Annotated in this window: 17 protein-coding genes; 3 read left to right on the forward strand and 14 right to left on the reverse strand. The window is 67.0% G+C overall.

The genetic code is table 11. The features are described from left to right. The first annotated feature begins 1 nt into the window (after position 1). Positions 2-874 carry an ABC transporter permease gene (locus tag BLM15_RS17925; RefSeq protein ID WP_126114025.1) on the forward strand — a complete coding sequence of 291 codons (873 nt, stop codon included), beginning with the start codon at positions 2-4 and terminating at the stop codon, positions 872-874. Positions 875-950: 76 nt separating this feature from the next. Here the strand turns inward: BLM15_RS17925 and BLM15_RS17930 are convergent, their stop codons facing one another. From BLM15_RS17930 to BLM15_RS17970, 9 genes are all read right to left on the reverse strand, one after another. Next, positions 951-1,805: an alpha/beta fold hydrolase gene (locus tag BLM15_RS17930; RefSeq protein ID WP_164547555.1), complete on the reverse strand. Its 855-nt coding sequence runs from the start codon at positions 1,803-1,805 to the stop codon at positions 951-953. Between the two features lie 281 nt (positions 1,806-2,086). Beyond that, positions 2,087-3,241 (reverse strand): ABC transporter ATP-binding protein, encoded by a 1,155-nt coding sequence (locus BLM15_RS17935; protein WP_126114027.1) that lies wholly within the window; start codon positions 3,239-3,241, stop codon positions 2,087-2,089. 24 nt (positions 3,242-3,265) lie between these two features. Continuing rightward, a complete protein-coding gene (locus BLM15_RS17940) occupies positions 3,266-3,928 on the reverse strand; it encodes a 3-oxoacid CoA-transferase subunit B (RefSeq protein WP_126114028.1) in 663 nt (220 codons plus the stop codon). Beyond that, positions 3,925-4,632 carry a 3-oxoacid CoA-transferase subunit A gene (locus BLM15_RS17945; RefSeq protein WP_442859463.1) on the reverse strand — a complete coding sequence of 236 codons (708 nt, stop codon included), beginning with the start codon at positions 4,630-4,632 and terminating at the stop codon, positions 3,925-3,927. The genes BLM15_RS17940 and BLM15_RS17945 overlap by 4 nt, the downstream gene beginning before the upstream one ends. Positions 4,633-4,653: 21 nt before the next feature. Then, the gene (locus BLM15_RS17950; protein WP_126114030.1) at positions 4,654-5,445 is read right to left on the reverse strand and encodes an enoyl-CoA hydratase/isomerase family protein; all 792 of its coding nucleotides are present in this window, start codon (positions 5,443-5,445) and stop codon (positions 4,654-4,656) included. 152 nt (positions 5,446-5,597) lie between these two features. After that, complete coding sequence (locus tag BLM15_RS17955) at positions 5,598-6,962, reverse strand: MmgE/PrpD family protein (RefSeq protein ID WP_126114031.1); 1,365 nt, start codon at positions 6,960-6,962, stop codon at positions 5,598-5,600. An 81-nt stretch (positions 6,963-7,043) separates the two neighbouring features. Continuing rightward, positions 7,044-7,430 carry a Zn-ribbon domain-containing OB-fold protein gene (locus BLM15_RS17960; protein ID WP_126114032.1) on the reverse strand — a complete coding sequence of 129 codons (387 nt, stop codon included), beginning with the start codon at positions 7,428-7,430 and terminating at the stop codon, positions 7,044-7,046. Positions 7,431-7,435: 5 nt separating this feature from the next. After that, a complete protein-coding gene (locus BLM15_RS17965) occupies positions 7,436-8,605 on the reverse strand; it encodes a thiolase domain-containing protein (protein ID WP_126114033.1) in 1,170 nt (389 codons plus the stop codon). Next, positions 8,602-9,264 (reverse strand): glutathione S-transferase, encoded by a 663-nt coding sequence (locus BLM15_RS17970; protein WP_164547556.1) that lies wholly within the window; start codon positions 9,262-9,264, stop codon positions 8,602-8,604. Before BLM15_RS17970 ends, BLM15_RS17965 begins: the two co-directional genes overlap by 4 nt. A 241-nt stretch (positions 9,265-9,505) precedes the next feature. Between BLM15_RS17970 and gcvA the strand changes: the two genes are divergently transcribed. Next, positions 9,506-10,459: a transcriptional regulator GcvA gene (gene gcvA / locus BLM15_RS17975; protein WP_126114035.1), complete on the forward strand. Its 954-nt coding sequence runs from the start codon at positions 9,506-9,508 to the stop codon at positions 10,457-10,459. A 19-nt stretch (positions 10,460-10,478) separates the two neighbouring features. Here the strand turns inward: gcvA and BLM15_RS17980 are convergent, their stop codons facing one another. From BLM15_RS17980 to BLM15_RS18000, 5 genes are read right to left on the reverse strand one after another with little or no spacing between them, the layout of a single operon-like run. Further along, a complete protein-coding gene (locus tag BLM15_RS17980; protein WP_126114036.1) occupies positions 10,479-11,633 on the reverse strand; it encodes a CoA transferase in 1,155 nt (384 codons plus the stop codon). Beyond that, on the reverse strand, positions 11,633-12,655 hold the full coding sequence (locus tag BLM15_RS17985) for a CoA transferase (RefSeq protein WP_126114037.1): 1,023 nt from the start codon (positions 12,653-12,655) through the stop codon (positions 11,633-11,635). Before BLM15_RS17985 ends, BLM15_RS17980 begins: the two co-directional genes overlap by 1 nt. A gap of 45 nt (positions 12,656-12,700) precedes the next feature. Beyond that, positions 12,701-13,432: a dienelactone hydrolase family protein gene (locus tag BLM15_RS17990; RefSeq protein WP_126114038.1), complete on the reverse strand. Its 732-nt coding sequence runs from the start codon at positions 13,430-13,432 to the stop codon at positions 12,701-12,703. A 26-nt stretch (positions 13,433-13,458) separates the two neighbouring features. Next, on the reverse strand, positions 13,459-13,857 hold the full coding sequence (locus tag BLM15_RS17995) for a Zn-ribbon domain-containing OB-fold protein (RefSeq protein ID WP_126114039.1): 399 nt from the start codon (positions 13,855-13,857) through the stop codon (positions 13,459-13,461). Positions 13,858-13,859: 2 nt separating this feature from the next. Continuing rightward, on the reverse strand, positions 13,860-15,020 hold the full coding sequence (locus BLM15_RS18000) for a thiolase family protein (protein ID WP_126114040.1): 1,161 nt from the start codon (positions 15,018-15,020) through the stop codon (positions 13,860-13,862). A 224-nt stretch (positions 15,021-15,244) separates the two neighbouring features. Between BLM15_RS18000 and BLM15_RS18005 the strand changes: the two genes are divergently transcribed. Continuing rightward, positions 15,245-16,048, forward strand: coding sequence for an alpha/beta fold hydrolase (locus BLM15_RS18005; protein ID WP_126114041.1), 804 nt, complete (start codon positions 15,245-15,247; stop codon positions 16,046-16,048). The last annotated feature ends 56 nt before the right edge of the window (positions 16,049-16,104 follow it).

Genomic DNA, 16,104 nt, shown 5'->3' on the forward strand with positions numbered 1-16,104 from the left:
CATGAGCATCGCCATCGAGGCCCCTCGCAAGAGCGCCAGGTCCAAGACGCCGAGCTATTGGCTCCGGCGCTATCCCCTCTTCATCCTCGGCTGCATCGGGCTGGCCGCGATCATCCTGCTCGCACTGTTCGCGCCGCTGATCGGGACGCATGATCCTGTCGCGATCAATCCGGCGGCCCGGCTGCGCCCGCCGAGCGATGCCTGGCTGTTCGGCTCCGATCCGTTCGGCCGCGACGTCTTCAGCCGGGTGATCTGGGGCGGGCGGGTCTCGCTCACGGTCGGCATCGGCGTCGCCGCGTTGTCGGTCTGCCTCGGCCTCGCGATCGGCATGATCGCCGGCTTCAACCGGATCGCGGATGCGATCCTGATGCGGATCATGGACGGGATGATGGCGATCCCCGGCATCCTGCTCGCCGTCGCGCTCGTCGCGATCGTCAAGCCGAGCATCACCACGGTCGTCGTGGCGATCGCGATTCCCGAAGTTCCACGCGTCGTGCGCCTCGTCCGCTCGGTCGTGCTCAGCATCCGCGAGCAGCCCTATATCGAGGCAGCGCGCCTGAGCGGTGTGCGTTTTCCCGGCCTGCTGATCAGGCATGTCTTGCCGAACACGATCGCGCCGCTGATCGTGCAGGCGAGCTTCGTCTGCGCCTCCGCGATCCTGTCGGAGGCCTATCTCAGCTTCCTCGGCCTTGGCATCCCGCCGACCACGCCGACCTGGGGCAGCGTGATCTCGGAGGGGCGCAATGTCGTGCAGCTCGCCTTCTGGGTCGTGCTCTATCCGAGCCTCTTCCTCGGAGCCACCGTGCTGTTCATCAACCTGATCGGCGACGGCCTGCGCGATATGCTCGACCCTCGCCTGGCGCGGACATTGTAAAGCAACCGCGCCGGCGCCTCTCATGAAAACGAAGTAGGCTTCGGGAGCTGACACAGCCCCTGAAGCCTGTATGCGTTCAGGAATTGTGCTTCTTGATGAAGCCCAGGACCAAATCATTCCAAAGGTCCGGTCGCTCCCAATAGGCGGAGTGGCCACAATCGGGGATGAGGCTGAACTCAGCGCCCTGGATGCGGGAGTGGACGAGGCGCGCCATCGAGGGCGGCGTGTAGAGATCGCCGTCGCCGGTCGTCACCAGCACCGGCATGCGCCAGGCGGCGATAGACTTCCAGGTGACGTTGTTCTCGTAGGCCTGGCTCTCCATCTTCGCCGTCTTGGCCTTGTGCTCCAGCTCATTCCAGAGGCGGCGACCCTCCTGGTCGAGATGGCGATAGGATGGACCGAGCTCCTTGAAGTCATGAGGCAGGGCGTCGAACTCCTTCGGCCAGATCAGCTTGTAGATCGCCCGATAATCCTCGTCGCGAATACCGACGATCGTATTGGAGAGCACGAGGCTGCGCAGGCGCTGCGGATGCGACACCGCGAAATCGGTCGCGACCATGCCGCCGGCGGCCGAGCCGACAAGATGGAACTTCACCAGCTTGAGATGGTCGACCAGCTTGAGCAGGTCAGCGGCTCCGGTGCCGGGCTTGGCGGGATCGCCGACGACCGAGCCGTGGTAGCCGCGCCGGGAATAGCCGATGACGCGATAGCCGGCCTCGGCGAAGACCGGCGTCTGATAGAGCCAGACCAGCCCGCTGCCCGTCCCGGCATGCAGGAAGATCACCGGAACGCCGTCGCCGCCGGTGTCGAAATACCAGATGCTGTGCCCGTCCCCGACCTCGACCAGACCTTCGGCCGCCTTGATCGGCGCCGGCGGCGGCACCGGCTTCACACCCTGATCGGCGGCCGGCGCAGCGTTCGCGCCGCTCATCTGCGAGAATGCGAACGCGGCCAGGCCAAGGGCAGCACCGGCTCGCAGAAGACTCCGGCGCCCCGGCTCGCATACGAGACGATCGCCTGCGGAAGCGTTGTCTTCAGAAATCATGATCACCCTCTTCTTGTTATGACAATGACGAGAGCAATCAATGCAAATTATCTACTCTGCATCCATGCCAATTTTCTCATCTAGGCACGATCAAAACTCAAATCCGGCAACCCCTTTTCAAGCATCGGCGCGCCGATACGACCGGTCGGCATCTCCGGTGTTTCGGCTCAGGCGGCCTCGGCCCGTGCCTCCGAGGCAAGGCCCAGCACGGCCTCGTCGCGCACGTCGAGGCAGACCGCAGTGCCGTTGTCGAACACCGTCTCGGCCCCGGCACTGACCTGAAGCACGCCGCCTGCCACCCGCACGCGATAGCGCATCATGTTGCCGAGGAAGCCGGAGAGCTCGACTGTGCCGTGAAGGCGGCTCGAGCCGTCCGGCACCGGCTCCTGCGGCGTCCGGAGCGCAAAGGCCTCAGGCCTGATCGAAACGGCAACAGGCTGGCCGACAGTGATGCCGCCCTGCAGCAGGCAGCCGACCTCTCCGGCCGCGCCCAGGCTGACCCTGGCAACACCACGGCTGTCGGGCTCCGCGGCGAGCGTGCCGTCGAGCAGATTGGTCGCGCCGACGAAGCCGGCGACAAAACGATTGGCCGGCCGGAAATAGATCTCGCGCGGATGATCGAGCTGGACGATCCGGCCGCGATCCATGACCGCGACGAGATCCGACATTTCGAGCGCCTCGGCCTGGTCGTGCGTCACGTAGATCGTGGTGACGCCGACCTCCTGCTGCAGCCGCTTCAGTTCGGTGCGCATCTCCTCGCGCAGGGTCGCATCGAGATTGGAGAGCGGCTCGTCGAGCAGCAGCAACTTCGGCTGGCGCACGATGGCGCGGGCAAGCGCGACGCGCTGCTGCTGGCCGCCGGACAGGCGCGTCGCGGAGCGGCTGCCATAGCCGTCGAGGCCGACCCGCTTCAGCGCATCATTGGTCATCCGCTCGATCTGCGAGCGGTCGAAGCCGTGCCCCTTTGAGACGCGCAAAGGGAAGGCGACGTTTTCGAACACGCTCATATGCGGCCAGATCGCGTAGGACTGGAAGACCATGCCGATATTGCGCCGGTTGAGCGGCACGTTGACGCCGCGGGCATCATCGAAGAGCGGCTGCGTGCCGACGCGGATCAAGCCACGATCCGGCTGCTCCAGCCCGGCGATGCAGCGCAGGGTCGTGGTCTTGCCGCAGCCACTAGGCCCGAGCAGGGTGAAGAAGGTGCCGGGCTTCAGCGTGAACGCGACATCGCGGACGCCGCCAGCCGGACCGTCCTGCGTGTTGAAGAAGATCTTCTCGAGGCCCCGAACCTCGATCGCTGCGGTGGTATCCGCCGTCATTGTCTTTCCTCCCGCGACACGCATTCACCTCAACGAAAATGTGAGGGGAGCGCCGGTCAATTCCTGCAATCTGCCCTGCGTCATCCCCGGCGCCATCGCCCGCACAACGAAGCCGCCCTCGGTCACGTCGATGACTGCAAGATCGGAGTAGACGCGGTTCACCGCCTTTGCCGCTGTCAGGGGGTAGCGGCACTGCTGCACCAGCTTGGGCTGGCCCGCCTTGGTGACATGGGTGGTCATCACCCAGACATTGCGGGCACCGGCGGCGAGGTCCATGGCGCCGCCGACTGCCGGGGTGCGGTCGCTGCCGGAGGTCGACCAATTGGCGAGATCGCCGGTCTCGGCAATCTCGAAGGCGCCGAGCACGCAGAGGTCGATATGGCCACCGCGGATCATCGCGAAGCTGTCGGCATGGTGGAAAAGCGCGGCGCCCGCCACCAAGGTGACGTTCTCCTTGCCGGCATTGACCAGCCAGGGATCGGCCTCGTTCGGGCCGGGCACCGGGCCCATGCCGAGGATGCCGTTCTCGGAATGCAGCACAACCTCTCGCCCGGCGGGGATGTGGTCCGCAACCAAAGTCGGCAGGCCGATGCCGAGATTGACGTACCAGCCTTCGGCGATGTCGTTCGCGACGAGATCAGCCATCTCCTTGCGGCTGAACGGGGTATGATCCAGCGCAGCGGTCATCGGGCGCCCTCCTTGCTGGCTGATGTCGCCGCCAGAGGCGGATCACCGCCCGCGACCGTCAGCACGCGGTTCACGAAGATGCCGGGCGTGACGATGATGTCGGGATCGAGCTCGCCGAGCGGGACGACGCTGCCGACCTGGGCGATGGTGAGTCTGCCCGCCATCGCCATGATCGGATTGAAATTCCGGCCGCTGCCCTTGTAGGTGAGGTTGCCCCAGCGATCGGCGGTGTAGGCTTGGATCAGCGCCACATCGGCGCCGAGCGCATATTCCAGGACATGGTCGCGCCCGCCGATGTTGCGGGTCTCCTTGCCCTCGGCGAGGCGCGTGCCCGCGCCGGTCGGCGTATAGAAGGCCCCGATCCCGGCCCCGGCCGCCCTGATCCGCTCGGCCAGCGTGCCCTGCGGCATGACTTCGAGCTCGATCTCACCCTTCTCATAGCGCGCATCGAAGGCGGTGGAGCCACGCGGGAAGCTGCAGATCAGCTTCGAGACGGCGCCGCTGCCGATCAGCTTGCCGAGCCCGGTCTGCGGCTCGAAGCCGGCATTGTTGGCGATCACCGTCAGATTGCGCACGCCGCTCAGCGCCAGCGCATCGATCAGCGCATTGGGCTGGCCGACCGCGCCGAAGCCGCCGACCAGGACGGAGGCGCCGTCGCCTATATCAGCCAACGCCGCGGCCATGTCGGGAACCTGCTTGTCGATCATAGGCTCTCACTTCCAGTCTCAGCGCCCGGTGAAGACGGGCGGGCGTTTCTCGGCGAAGGCACGCCGGCCCTCCGCCCTGTCCTGCGTGTCGCGCAGCATGCCCCAGACCAGGCGCTCCAGCCGCAGCGCTTCGGGCAATGGCAGTTCGCCACCGCTGCGGACGAGGCGCTTGACCGCCCGGACCGAGAGCGGCGCATTCGCCGCGATCCTGGCGGCGAGCGCCTGCGCTTCCGCCAGCAGATCCGGCGCGGGAACGATCCGGCTGATCAGCCCGAGGCGCAGAGCTTCCGGCGCGTCGATCATGTCGCCAGAGAGCAGCATCAGCATCGCGTCGCTCTGGCCGATGCTGCGCGGCAGGCGCTGCGTGCCGCCGGCGCCCGGGATCGTGCCGACCTTGACCTCCGGCAGACCAAAGCGCGCCTGCGGCGCCGCGAGACGGATGTCGCAGGCCAGAGCGAGTTCCAGCCCGCCCCCGAGCGCGAGCCCATTGATCGCAGCGATCAGCGGCTTCTCGCAATCGAGCGCCGATGCGAAGCTGTTGTCTCCACTGCCAGCAAAGGCCTGCGCCGCATACTGGCCGCTGACTTCCGCGGTCTTCTTGAGGTCGGCGCCTGCGCTGAAAGCCCGCTCGCCCGCCCCGGTCAGGACCACCGCCCGGATGCTGTCGTCGCTCGCAATGCGCTCGAAACAGGCGACGAGCGCGGCGCCCGTCTCCGGGTCGATCGCGTTCAGTGCCTGCTGCCGGTCGAGCACGATCGTCGCGACATGACCGGCCTGGCTGAACTGGAGCGATGGGGTTTCGGGGACCATTCAGTCTCTCCGCCGGATCAAGCGCTGGTTGCCACCTAGGTAGGCCCCTACACCGGTGCCGGTCAAACGAGTTAACCGCGCAGGCCGATGAGCTTTCCTCAATCGAAGGACCGATGCGGCCGCTCTTCGCGAGCACTCACCATCGCGATCGCTCAACGATTGAGCGTTCCGACATTCGCGATCTCGTCGAGCCTGATCAGGCTGGCGAAGAGCTTTTCCGCCTGCGGCTGGGCGAGCTGCTTTGCGCTGCAGGACCAGAACTTCTGCCAGAGCTCGGCCTCGCTCATCGGCCGCGTCCAGTGGCCGCGGGCATAGTCGACGCTGGGGCTTTCGAGCACGCGGCCATCAGCGAGATGCAAGCGGACGCCGCCGCTGAAGCCGAGATTGGGCTGAGTGTCGGCCGGGATGCGGCTGTCGGCCACGGTCTCGACCTTCTGCAAGAGCGCCTGAACTTCCGGGCGGCCGTGGAAGGCTTCCTCCAGCGCATCGAAGGTGACGCGCCGCTCGAACAGCGCTGCCACAACCGCCAGCGGCACGCTGTGCGAGGGCACGAAATGCAGCACCGAGGGCGATTTCGAGATCACCGCATGTTGGGCGTCGCTGATCAGCAGTTCGACCCGCGTGACCTCCTGCGGCTTGACGTCATGAGCCTTAGCAAGATCGAGCGCACCGTCCACGGCCCGCTGCGCGATGTTGCCGAACGGGTACTGCTTGACGTTGATGCCGATGCTTTCGAGGCGCCAGGCGCGGCCGAGATCGTCGAGCGGGCTCTCCAGATCGACCGCGCCCTTGGGCGAGAGCGCGACCAGCATGCCGCGCCCGGAGCGTTCCAGCGCATCAGCCGGCGCCGACATGCCGGCCTCGGCGAGCTGCGCCGCCAGCACGCCACCGGCAGCGCCACGGCCGATCTGGAACGGACCGACATCGGTGTCGAAGCTCGCGGTGATGCCGCCCGACATCGAGGCTGTAATGCCGAGGGCGCGCAAGGTCGTCGCCTCGTCGAAGCCGCGCAGATTGGCGAGCGCCAATGCGACGGCCGATGGCCCGAAGCAGGCGGTGGCATGCCAGCCCTTGCTCGAATAGCTGTCGGGATCGCGCTCGGCGAGCCGCGCCCAGGCCTCGTAGCCGGCCGCATAGGCCTGGATGACCTGCTTGCCGCTGGCGCCGATCCGTTCGCCCTCGGCGAGCAGAGCCGGCATCAGCACCGTGCTGGTATGGCAGCCGGCGAAGGCGACATCGTCGAAGACGACGCTGCTCGTCGTCACGGCGTTGACCAGCGTCGCATCGGCGACCGAGGCTTTTTCGGCGCCGAGTTGGATGCGGGCCTCGTTATTCAGCCCTCGCGTGCCAAGGCTGGCGAGGACATGGCGGGAGACCGGCATATCGATGCCCGAAAGCATGACGCCGACCGTGTCGGCCATGCCGATGCGGACGGCTTCGAGCGCGCGGGCCGGCAAGTGCTCATAGCGCAGGCCAGAAGTGAAACCGGCAAGCGAGCGTGACAGGGCTGTCGGCATGGTCGTTTCCTCTGATGTCTTTATGGTCGCGCGCAGGGTGATCGAGCACGCCGCGCAAATCGGTCCGGCGCAGGCGTCGCCTCAGACGACCCTGAACACCGGCAAGGTGATGCCGTCCTCGACCTGATGGCCGAAGGCGATCTCGACGGGCTTGCCGATCGCAATCTCCGCAAAGTCGCTGCCGACGATGTTGGTCATCATGGTCGGCCCCTCCGCGAGGGTGACATAGGCGATGACGAAGGGCTCGGCCGTAGTGCGGGCGATGCTGTAGGAATAGATCGTGCCCTGCCCGCTCGCCGGCCGCCATTCCGTCTCCGGACTGGCGCAATGCGGGCAGATCGCCCGCGGATACCAATGCGCCCGCTCGCAGGCGCGGCAATGCCGCAGCTTGAAACGCCCCTCGGCGAGCTCGCTCCAGAACGCCTTGGTCTCGGGCTGGTGATCCAGCGCCTCACGCAGAACCGACATGGGCTTCACTCCCGCTCCATGATGAGGGTGGCGCCGCCATGCCTTGTGCCGAGCATGCCGCCGGTGCCGTGCGCCAGCGCGATGTCGCAATTGGCGACCTGGACGGCGGGATGCGCCTCGCCGCGCAATTGCCGGACGGCCTCGATGATTTTGGTGATGCCGCCGCGATTGAACGGGTGGTTGTTGCAGAGGCCCCCGCCATCCGTGTTGACCGGCAAGCGGCCGACACCAGCGATCAGGTTGCCGTCGGCGACAAAGCGGCCGCCTTCGCCTTTCGCGCAGAAGCCGAGATCCTCGAGCTGCACGATCACGGTGATGGTGAAGCTGTCATAAACCGAGGCGTATTTGACATCGGCCGGCGTCAGACCGGCTTCGGCGAAGGCCGCCGCGCCGCTGAAGCGACCAGCGGAATAGGTCAGGTCGATCGCGCCGCCGGCGGTGTGCTTCACCGCTTCGCCGGCGCCGCGGATCTTCACCAGCGGGCGCTTCAGTTGGCGGGCGATCTCCGGCCGGGTGACGATAACGGCGCCGCCGCCATCCGAGACGATGCAGCAATCGAGCTTGTGCAAGGGGTCGGCGACCAGCGTCGAGTTCAGGACATCATCGACCGTGACGAGATCGCGCAGCATGGCGTTGGGATTGTGCTGGGCGTGATGCGAGGCAGCGACCTTGACCCAGGCCAGTTGCTCGCTGGTCGTGCCGAACTCGTGCATGTGGCGCATCGCGCACATGGCGTAGACGTTGAGGATCGTCATGCCGAAGGGGGTTTCCCAGGCATAGTCCGGCTGGACCGGGCTGTCGGCCCGCTTCAGCCCGCCCTTGGGAACGCCCTCGCTGCGCGGCCGGCCGGCGAGCGTGACCAGCGCCACATCGCATTTCCCGGCCGTGATCGCCTGCGCCGCATGGTTGACGTGCAGGATGTAGGAGGCGCCGCCGATATTGGTGGAATCGGCGTGGCGGACCTTGAGATTGAGATAGTCGACCATCGAGAACGGGCCGGTGCCCGGCACGTCGCCGCCGCAGAAATAGCCGTCGACATCGTCCTTGCTCAGCCCTGCATCGGCGAGCGCGCCGAGTGCGACCTCGGCATGGAGCTGCGCCAGCGACTTGTCCGGCGCCCTGCGTAGCGGATGCTCATAGGCGCCAGCGATATAGGCTTGTCCGTTGATGCTCATGCCCGGCCCTTCTGGCGCGACAGGGCGGAGCCGGCCGTCGCGAGTTCGTCGTAGTGCACCGTCGCGGCAACGGAGGGACGCTGCTGCGCCGCCTGCCACCACTGCGCCAGGCGCGGATAGCGCTCATGCCAGAGGAAATCCGGCGCGAAGCGGAAATCGAGATAGCCGAGCGCCGCGATGATCGCGGCGTGGCCGACATCGAAAGTAGCGGCGTCAGCCGCCGTAGCCTCCGCCTCGAGCACCCGGAAGATGTGCGGCAGCTTCTTGTGCACGGCGGCGATACGCATGGCCGATTGCTCGCCCTGTCGACGCGAACGCTCGCCCAGCCAGTTGAGCAACAACCATGACAGCCCATCGCCAAGGGCCTGTCGCCGGAGCGCGGCCGTCCGCGCGTCGGAAGCCACCGGATGCAGCCGTCCGGCGCCGCGCACGACGTCGAGGTAATGGCAGATCGCCACGGAATCGTAGATCGCCTCGCCGCCCTCGGTGACGAGCGTCGGGATCTGGCCGAGCGGATTGAGCGCGAGCAGCCCGTCATTCGGCTGAGTCGAGAGGATGACCATCGGCACGCGCTCGATCGCATCGTTCAGACCGACCTCATGGACGACGACCAGGACCTTGCGGACGAAGGGCGAGCGCGGCGACCAGAAAAGCCTCATCATTTTTCCGGCCCAGACTCAGGAAAAATCACATGAGATGGCGCCGCAGCGGAATCTCGCCGCCGCGCTCGCATCTGCATCGAAATCGGCCCGAAACCGAGGCAAAACATGCTTCATCCTGTTGATGATCCAAGCGATTTGATCCATCATCGCCAGTGCCCCACAAGCAACGCGAAAAGCACAGAAGCGTCAATCGACTAAAAGGGAGGCCACCTGTGAGAAATCATCAAGCGTGTGAGATATGCTGCGTCGCCTGCCCCCGCTGAACGCGCTGCGCGCCTTCGAGGCGGCCGGCCGGCATGTCAGCTTCACCAAGGCCGCCGACGAGCTCTCGGTGACGCCCGGAGCGATCAGCCGGCAGATCAAGCTGCTGGAGGACGTCCTCGGCGTCGAATTGTTCGAACGCACCGGCCGGGACCTGCGCATCTCCGCCGAGGCGAACGACTATGTCGCGGCGCTCGGCACCGCTTTCGACCAGATGGAGCGCGCCACCAAGCGGCTGATGGGCGCGCAGGGCGAAAGCTCGCTGCGGGTGCACTGCCCGATGACCTTCACGCTGCGCTGGCTCGTGCCGCGCCTGCCGCTGTTCCATCGCCTCTATCCGAAGCGGGAAATCCAGCTCGCCACCTCGCTCTCGCCGCGGCCGATCAACCAGCTTTCGATGGGCGATATCGACATCGCGATCCAGCAGGGCGACGGCGACTGGCCGGGGCTGGTCTCGCATCGCCTCGCCGGCAGCGCTCTCATCCCGGTATGCAGCCCGGCCTTCCTCGAGCGCCTCGGCCCAGAGATTGTCATCGATATCCTCGCCGAGCAGACCTTGCTGCACTCCACCGTCCGGCCCGATGATTGGCGCGAATGGCTCGACGCTGCCGGCGGCGAGCAGATCGAGAGCGACCGCGGCCTCTATTTCGAAAGCTCGACCCTCGCCTACCAATCGGCGATGGAAGGCATCGGCATGGCGATCGGACAGATGGCGCTGGTGCTGGAGGATTTGAACGCCGGCCGGCTGGTCGCGCCGTTCGATTTCATCCACGACAGCGGCATCGCCTACTACCTCACCTATGTCGAGCACGCGGTGAAGAAGCCCGGCGTGGCCGAATTCCGCGACTGGATCCTGGGACAATCAATCGAATACGAAGCGACCGTCCGCCATATGCGGCTGCCTGGCGGCGAGAGCCTGGTGCCGGCCTGAGCGGCCGGCACCCTTCGCCTCAGCGCGCGGTCTCGACGATCCCCGCCGCGGCAAAGCCAGCGATCTCGCTGCGGCTATAACCGGCGATCTCGGCAAGCACGGCATAGGTCTCGGCGCCAACCTCCGGAGCCGGACGTTCGATCGCAAGCGGCGCCTCGTCGACCTGCAGCGGGAAGCCCTTGACGATCAGGCCTTGCTCGTCGCGCTGCAAGGCGTGCTGCCAGGCCTCACCCCAATCGGCCATCATGCCGTTGCCGTCATTGACGATGGCAGCTGGCATGCCGAGCCCAACGAAGAAGCTTACCGCCTCGCGGGCGGATCGTGCCGCGGTCGCCGCCGCGACTGCCTTCCGAAGAGCGTCCGGACGATCGGAATCGCCAACAGCAAGCCCATCCGACAGGAGTGGCAGCGCGGAGGTCGGCACCGAGAGCGCGACCCAGATGCTATCGGCGGCGAGGAAACAGTCCTGCAGCGGATAATGCGGCTGGGCATTGCCCTGGCGGCTGACGGCCGCGCCTTGCGAAGCTGCGGCGAAGCGATCGCCGATCATGAAGGCAGCGAGATCGCGCTGCGACAGATCGAGATGGCTGCCGCCTTCGCCATTGCGCACCGAGCGCAGCGCGGTCGCGATCGCCCCGGCAGCAAACAGCGCGACGATCTGGTCGGGATAGTTGACGTCGCGGCCGGAGACTTCGGGCTTGCCGCCCTCATAGCCGGTCACCCAGGCGAGGCCGCTCAGTGCCTCCAGCGTCGAGCCATAGGAGACATGGCCGGCATCGGGACCGGCCTCGCCCTGGCTGGAGATCGAAGCGAGGATGATGTCGGGATTGGCCTCGCGCAATCTGGCGAAGCTCAGCCCGAGCCCCTCCATCACACCGCGGCGGAAATTCTCGACCACGACATCGGCCCGGCGCACGAGGCGCAACAAGATCGCCTGCCCTTCCGGCCGCTTCAGGTCGATGCTGATCGCGCGCTTGTTGCGGTTGGTGGCGCGAAACAGCGGCGGCATCGCACCCGGCTCGTCCTGCGCGCTCCAGACACGGAACGGATCGCGATAGGTCGGCGATTCCACCTTGATCACCTCGGCACCGAAATCGGCGAGCAGCGCGGCCGTCGCGGCGCCGGCAGTTATGATGCCGAGATCGAGGACGCGACAGCCTTCCAGCAGTCTCATCAGGCCGCTCCCACCGCGACATCGACCCGACGGGCCGCCGCCTGATCGAGCCAGATGAGCGGCAGGCGCGGCGCCTTCACCCCGGAATCGGAACCAAGCGGCTCGAACAGGCCGCGCGCCCGGTTGTGCGGCTCATGGAAGGCATCGGCCGGACTCCAGACCGGCCCCAGCGGCAGGCGATGCTGCCGCGCCAAATCGTGGATCTCCCGGCGGGTCAGCGTCAGGAAGCGCCGCTCGATGATCGCGGCGAGCTCGGCCAGATGTCCGAGCCGCCCTGCCCTTGTCGCAAAACGCGGCTCTTCCAGAGCCGGCTCGGCCAGCGCAGCCTTCAGCCGCGGCCAGTCCGGCTCCTGATAGACCAGCACGGCATAGCCGTCGGCGCAGCGCAGCACCTGCCATTCGGCAGCAGCGCCGGTTCGGGCCGGCAGGACTTCGTAGCCCTCCAGCGGCACGGCCTTCCAATTCAGCCAGACGAGGGTTTCGAGCAGGCTTGCCCGGATCGTGACGGGAACGCCCTCTGGGCGCGCCGAGACCAGCGCCGCCGCGAGGCCGGCATAGGCGGAGAGGCCGAGGGCGAAGGCCTCCTGATGACCGCCGAGGCGCAAGGGCTCGCGCTGGGGATCGCCGACCATCGCCAGCAAGCCGGCCGACGCTGCGGCAGTGAAGGCGCTCGCCGGCCCGCCGCTTTCGGCGAGGGCTCCACCGAACAGGCTGAGCACCGCTGTGACAGGGGGCAGGCCCGCCCGCCCCCGTTCCCGCAACACAGCGCCATCGACGAGCGCGACGTCGGCACGGCCGAGCAGTTCGCCCACACTCTCGTTCGACATCGCCTTGCCGCGCGACAGGAACAACTCGGTACTATCATCGAAGCCGCGTTCGCGCCCCTGCCGGCAGAGCACCTGCGCGCCGAGATCGGCGAGGATGCGCCCTGCCATTCCGGCGGCGAGCACGAGCGCATCGTCGGCCGCATCGGAAATCACCTCGGCGACGGTGAGGCCGGCATAGGGGCGCCGCGCCGTCATGGCCGCGTCCGATCGAGCATGCTGCGCGTTGCAAGGGCCATAGGCTTACGCCAGCGTCCGCTTCCAGAGCGCGAAGAGCTTGGCCCAGGTCGCCTCGGCCGCCTCCGGCTGGTAGCAGCGGCCGGCGGTGAAGCAGTAGCCGTGCTCGCTGTTCGGGAAGACGTCGACATCATGCGTCACGCTGGTCGCGGCGAGCGCTTCTTGCAGTGCGGCGATCGTCGCCGGCGGGGCGGCGCCGTCGGTCTCGGCGAAGGCGAAATAGAGCTCGCCCGGCACTTTCGCGACCAGCTTGTGCGGCGAGCCCTCATCCTCGGTGACGAGGCCGACGCCATAGAGCGAGGCGGCCGAGGCGATGCGCGGGCCGAACTTCGCGGCGGCGGCGACGACATAGCGCCCGCTCATGCAGAAGCCGAGGCAGGAGACCTTCTGGGCGTTGGCCTCGGCCTCCCCGTCGAGGAAGGCGAGCATGCCGGCGGTGTCGTCGGTGGTGCGCTCATTGTCGATCGAACGCATGCAGGCGCCGACCACGGCCGACATGCGCTCGTCGCGCCGCGGGAGATCGAAACGCACGGTGCCGATCCGATAATAGAGATCGGGCAGCAGGCAGTAATAGCCGGCCGTCGCGATCCGGCGCGCCATATGGCGTAGCTCCTCGCGGATGCCGGGCGCATCCATGTAGAGGATGACGACCGGATAAGGGCCCGGCCCTTCCGGCCTGACGGCGAAGGCCGGCATCCGGCCGTGCCGCGTCACGATGGAAACGTCTTTCTCGAACATGATCTTCTCCACGCGACGGCTCGCCGTCAGGGTTGCTCAGACAGCATGAAGGCGTGCTGCGTGCGATCAAGATGACGGCGATAGACGAGACTGACGCGCCGGCCGATCCACTCGCCCTCCGGCTCCGGGCCGATCAGGTTGGAGACGACGATCGGCCCCTCGTCGAGCCGCACCGCGACGGCGTTGTAGGGCGGCGGGTGATCGTCGAAATAGGCGCGGTGGAAGCGCACCCAGGACAGGATCTCACCACCGCCGGAGAGATCGGTCCAGCGATAGTCGAGGCTGGTGCAGGTCGTGCAGATCGGCCCGGGCGGATAGCGCAGCGTGCCGCAATGGCCGCAGGACTGGAGCTGCATGCGCTCGCGGGACAGGCTCTCCCACATCGGAGCGTCGTAGAGCGCGACGACGGGCTGGCTGTTCGCCATGGTCAGGCTCCGTAGATGATCGAGATCGCCTTGCCGGCGACGTCGGAGCTGTAATGGACGTGGCGGCAGCCCTCGACCTGATGGTCCCCGGCCTCGCCGCGGACCTGCCGGACCGCTTCGATCTGGTGGTTCCAGCCCTGCATATAACTTTCGGAGAGATGCCCGCCGCTGGTGTTCACCGGCAGGCCCTTGGCTAGCGAGATGCCGGTCTCACGCATGAACTGCCCGGCCCCGCCGACCGGGCAATAGCCATAGCCTTCGAGCGCGAGCGGGATGTGAAGCGAGAAGCTGTCATAGATCTGCAGCGCGTCCATGTCCTTCGGGCCAAGCGAGGCCATCTCGAAAACCTGGGCGGCAACCGCCTGCTGCGCCGGCAAATAATAGTCGAGCAAACGCGGCTCGAGGCTGGTGGCGCCGCGGTTGAGATCATAGCGGCCGACACCCTTGATCGCGACCGGGGCCCGGCCGGCGCGGCGCGCCTTGCCGGCCTCGGCGATGATCAGCGCCACGCCGCCATCATTGATCAGGCAATAATCGAAGAGATGCAGCGGCTCGCAGATGAAGGGCGAGGCGAGATAGTCCTCGACAGTGATCGGCTTGCGCATCAGGGCGCGGGGATTGCGCGAGGCGGCGAGACGCTGCGCCACCGCGACCTCGCCGAGTTCGGCCTGCGTCAGACCGCGCTCATGCATGTAGCGGCGCGCCATCATCGCATAGAGCGCGCCCTGCGAGGTGAAGCCCCAGGGCGCGTGATAGACATAGGCGAGGAAGGCACCGCCGCCCTGCGCGTCAGGGCCGCCATAGTTGACCTGCGCCGAGCGCTGGTCGTTGCCGTAGACGAGCGCCACGACCGAGGCGAGACCGGCACGGATCGCCATGCAGGCCTCCATCACTGCCGTCATCGCATCCGCCTGCCCGCCCCAGCGGACATTGAGGCCGAGCAGCTCGCCGACGCGCTCATAGGCGGTGGTCGGCCCGACGATCAGCCCGTCGATCTCGTCGCGGGCAATGCCGGAATCGGCCAGCGCCGAGAGGAAGGCCTGCGCGCCATAGCCATAGGAATCATGCGGCCGTTCGCCGGCCCGAACCCGCTTGTGGTCCCCGACCCAATCGCTCTGGCCGATGCCGATCACCGAAGCGACCCCGGACAGCGAACCCGTCATGCGGAAACCTCATTCTGACTTGCGCGAAAGCCTCGGCCGGATCGGCCGGCGAGACTTCGGAGGTTTTTCGCAATGCCGGCGAAGGGTCAAACGACTTAACCGAAAGGGCGATTGAGCAATGCTCACAAGAGGCGATGCCGTAGCATTCCTCAAACCCGGCTCAGTTTCCCTCGTTTGACGCCGGCTCGTTCCGAAGCCAAGGCTCGCGGTCGGAGGTGCGTTTCATGCCGAACCGCTGGATCGAGGCCAACGGGGTCCAACTGCGTTACAAGTTGCAGGCAGGACCGCCCCGGACGATCGTGCTGCTGCACGAGATGGGCGGCATGCTGGAGAGCTGGGATGCGGTCGTACCGCGGCTCGCGCCCTTCGCCAGCGTGCTGCGCTATGACCTGCGCGGCGCCGGACTGTCGGAGAAACCGCCCGGCCCCTACGCCGTCGCGCAGGCCGCCGACGATCTTGCCGCCCTGCTCGCCGCGCTCGCCATCACCGGGCCTGTCGCGGTGGCCGGCGCTGCGGTCGGGGCGGCGGTGGCCGCCGCCTTCGCCGCGCGCCATCCGCAGACCGTCGCCGCGCTCGCCTTGCTCGCGCCGGCGACCGTGCTCGACGAGGCCAAGCGGGCACGGACCGAGCAGCGGATCGCGGCGATCGAGCGCCTCGGCGTCCGACGTGCTTTCGCAGACGAGGCGGGAAAGCCACTCTCGCGCTATGAAGAATTGCGCCTCGCGGCCGACCCCGCCGGGCTCGCTGCAACCTGGCGAATGCTGGCAGGGCTTGATCTCGATGCCGATCTGGCAGCGATACGCTGTCCGACCCTCGTCGTCGCCGGGCGCTACGATGCGGCCCGCCCGCCGGAGCATGTCGCGGGCGTCGCCAACAAGATCGCGGGCGCGGAATTCCTGGTCCTGGAGACTGGCCATGTCATGGCGATCGATACGCCCGAACTGGTGGCAGCGACACTCCGGGATTTCTTCGCCCGAACAGGTTTCGCGGGTGCCCGGCCAGTAGATGGTCAACCCCGAGACTATTGAGAATTCCTCATACGCCTGTCTCGTTTACTCGTTTGACCAGCCATGATCGGACAGGC

The organism is Bosea sp. Tri-49, from assembly GCF_003952665.1.
Taxonomy (GTDB): domain Bacteria; phylum Pseudomonadota; class Alphaproteobacteria; order Rhizobiales; family Beijerinckiaceae; genus Allobosea.

Excerpts from the sequence above, each read along its gene's own strand:
- BLM15_RS18005 (WP_126114041.1), top strand. The coding sequence starts at position 15,245 with ATGCCGAACCGCTGGATCGAGGCCAACGGGGTCCAACTGCGTTACAAG.
- BLM15_RS18000 (WP_126114040.1), bottom strand. The coding sequence starts at position 15,020 with ATGACGGGTTCGCTGTCCGGGGTCGCTTCGGTGATCGGCATCGGCCAG.
- BLM15_RS17960 (WP_126114032.1), bottom strand. The coding sequence starts at position 7,430 with ATGTCGGTTCTGCGTGAGGCGCTGGATCACCAGCCCGAGACCAAGGCG.
- BLM15_RS17995 (WP_126114039.1), bottom strand. The coding sequence starts at position 13,857 with ATGGCGAACAGCCAGCCCGTCGTCGCGCTCTACGACGCTCCGATGTGG.
- BLM15_RS17990 (WP_126114038.1), bottom strand. The coding sequence starts at position 13,432 with ATGTTCGAGAAAGACGTTTCCATCGTGACGCGGCACGGCCGGATGCCG.
- BLM15_RS17935 (WP_126114027.1), bottom strand. The coding sequence starts at position 3,241 with ATGACGGCGGATACCACCGCAGCGATCGAGGTTCGGGGCCTCGAGAAG.
- BLM15_RS17980 (WP_126114036.1), bottom strand. The coding sequence starts at position 11,633 with ATGAGACTGCTGGAAGGCTGTCGCGTCCTCGATCTCGGCATCATAACT.
- BLM15_RS17930 (WP_164547555.1), bottom strand. The coding sequence starts at position 1,805 with ATGAGCGGCGCGAACGCTGCGCCGGCCGCCGATCAGGGTGTGAAGCCG.
- BLM15_RS17970 (WP_164547556.1), bottom strand. The coding sequence starts at position 9,264 with ATGAGGCTTTTCTGGTCGCCGCGCTCGCCCTTCGTCCGCAAGGTCCTG.
- BLM15_RS17950 (WP_126114030.1), bottom strand. The coding sequence starts at position 5,445 with ATGGTCCCCGAAACCCCATCGCTCCAGTTCAGCCAGGCCGGTCATGTC.
- gcvA (WP_126114035.1), top strand. The coding sequence starts at position 9,506 with ATGCTGCGTCGCCTGCCCCCGCTGAACGCGCTGCGCGCCTTCGAGGCG.
- BLM15_RS17955 (WP_126114031.1), bottom strand. The coding sequence starts at position 6,962 with ATGCCGACAGCCCTGTCACGCTCGCTTGCCGGTTTCACTTCTGGCCTG.
- BLM15_RS17925 (WP_126114025.1), top strand. The coding sequence starts at position 2 with ATGAGCATCGCCATCGAGGCCCCTCGCAAGAGCGCCAGGTCCAAGACG.
- BLM15_RS17965 (WP_126114033.1), bottom strand. The coding sequence starts at position 8,605 with ATGAGCATCAACGGACAAGCCTATATCGCTGGCGCCTATGAGCATCCG.
- BLM15_RS17985 (WP_126114037.1), bottom strand. The coding sequence starts at position 12,655 with ATGACGGCGCGGCGCCCCTATGCCGGCCTCACCGTCGCCGAGGTGATT.
- BLM15_RS17940 (WP_126114028.1), bottom strand. The coding sequence starts at position 3,928 with ATGACCGCTGCGCTGGATCATACCCCGTTCAGCCGCAAGGAGATGGCT.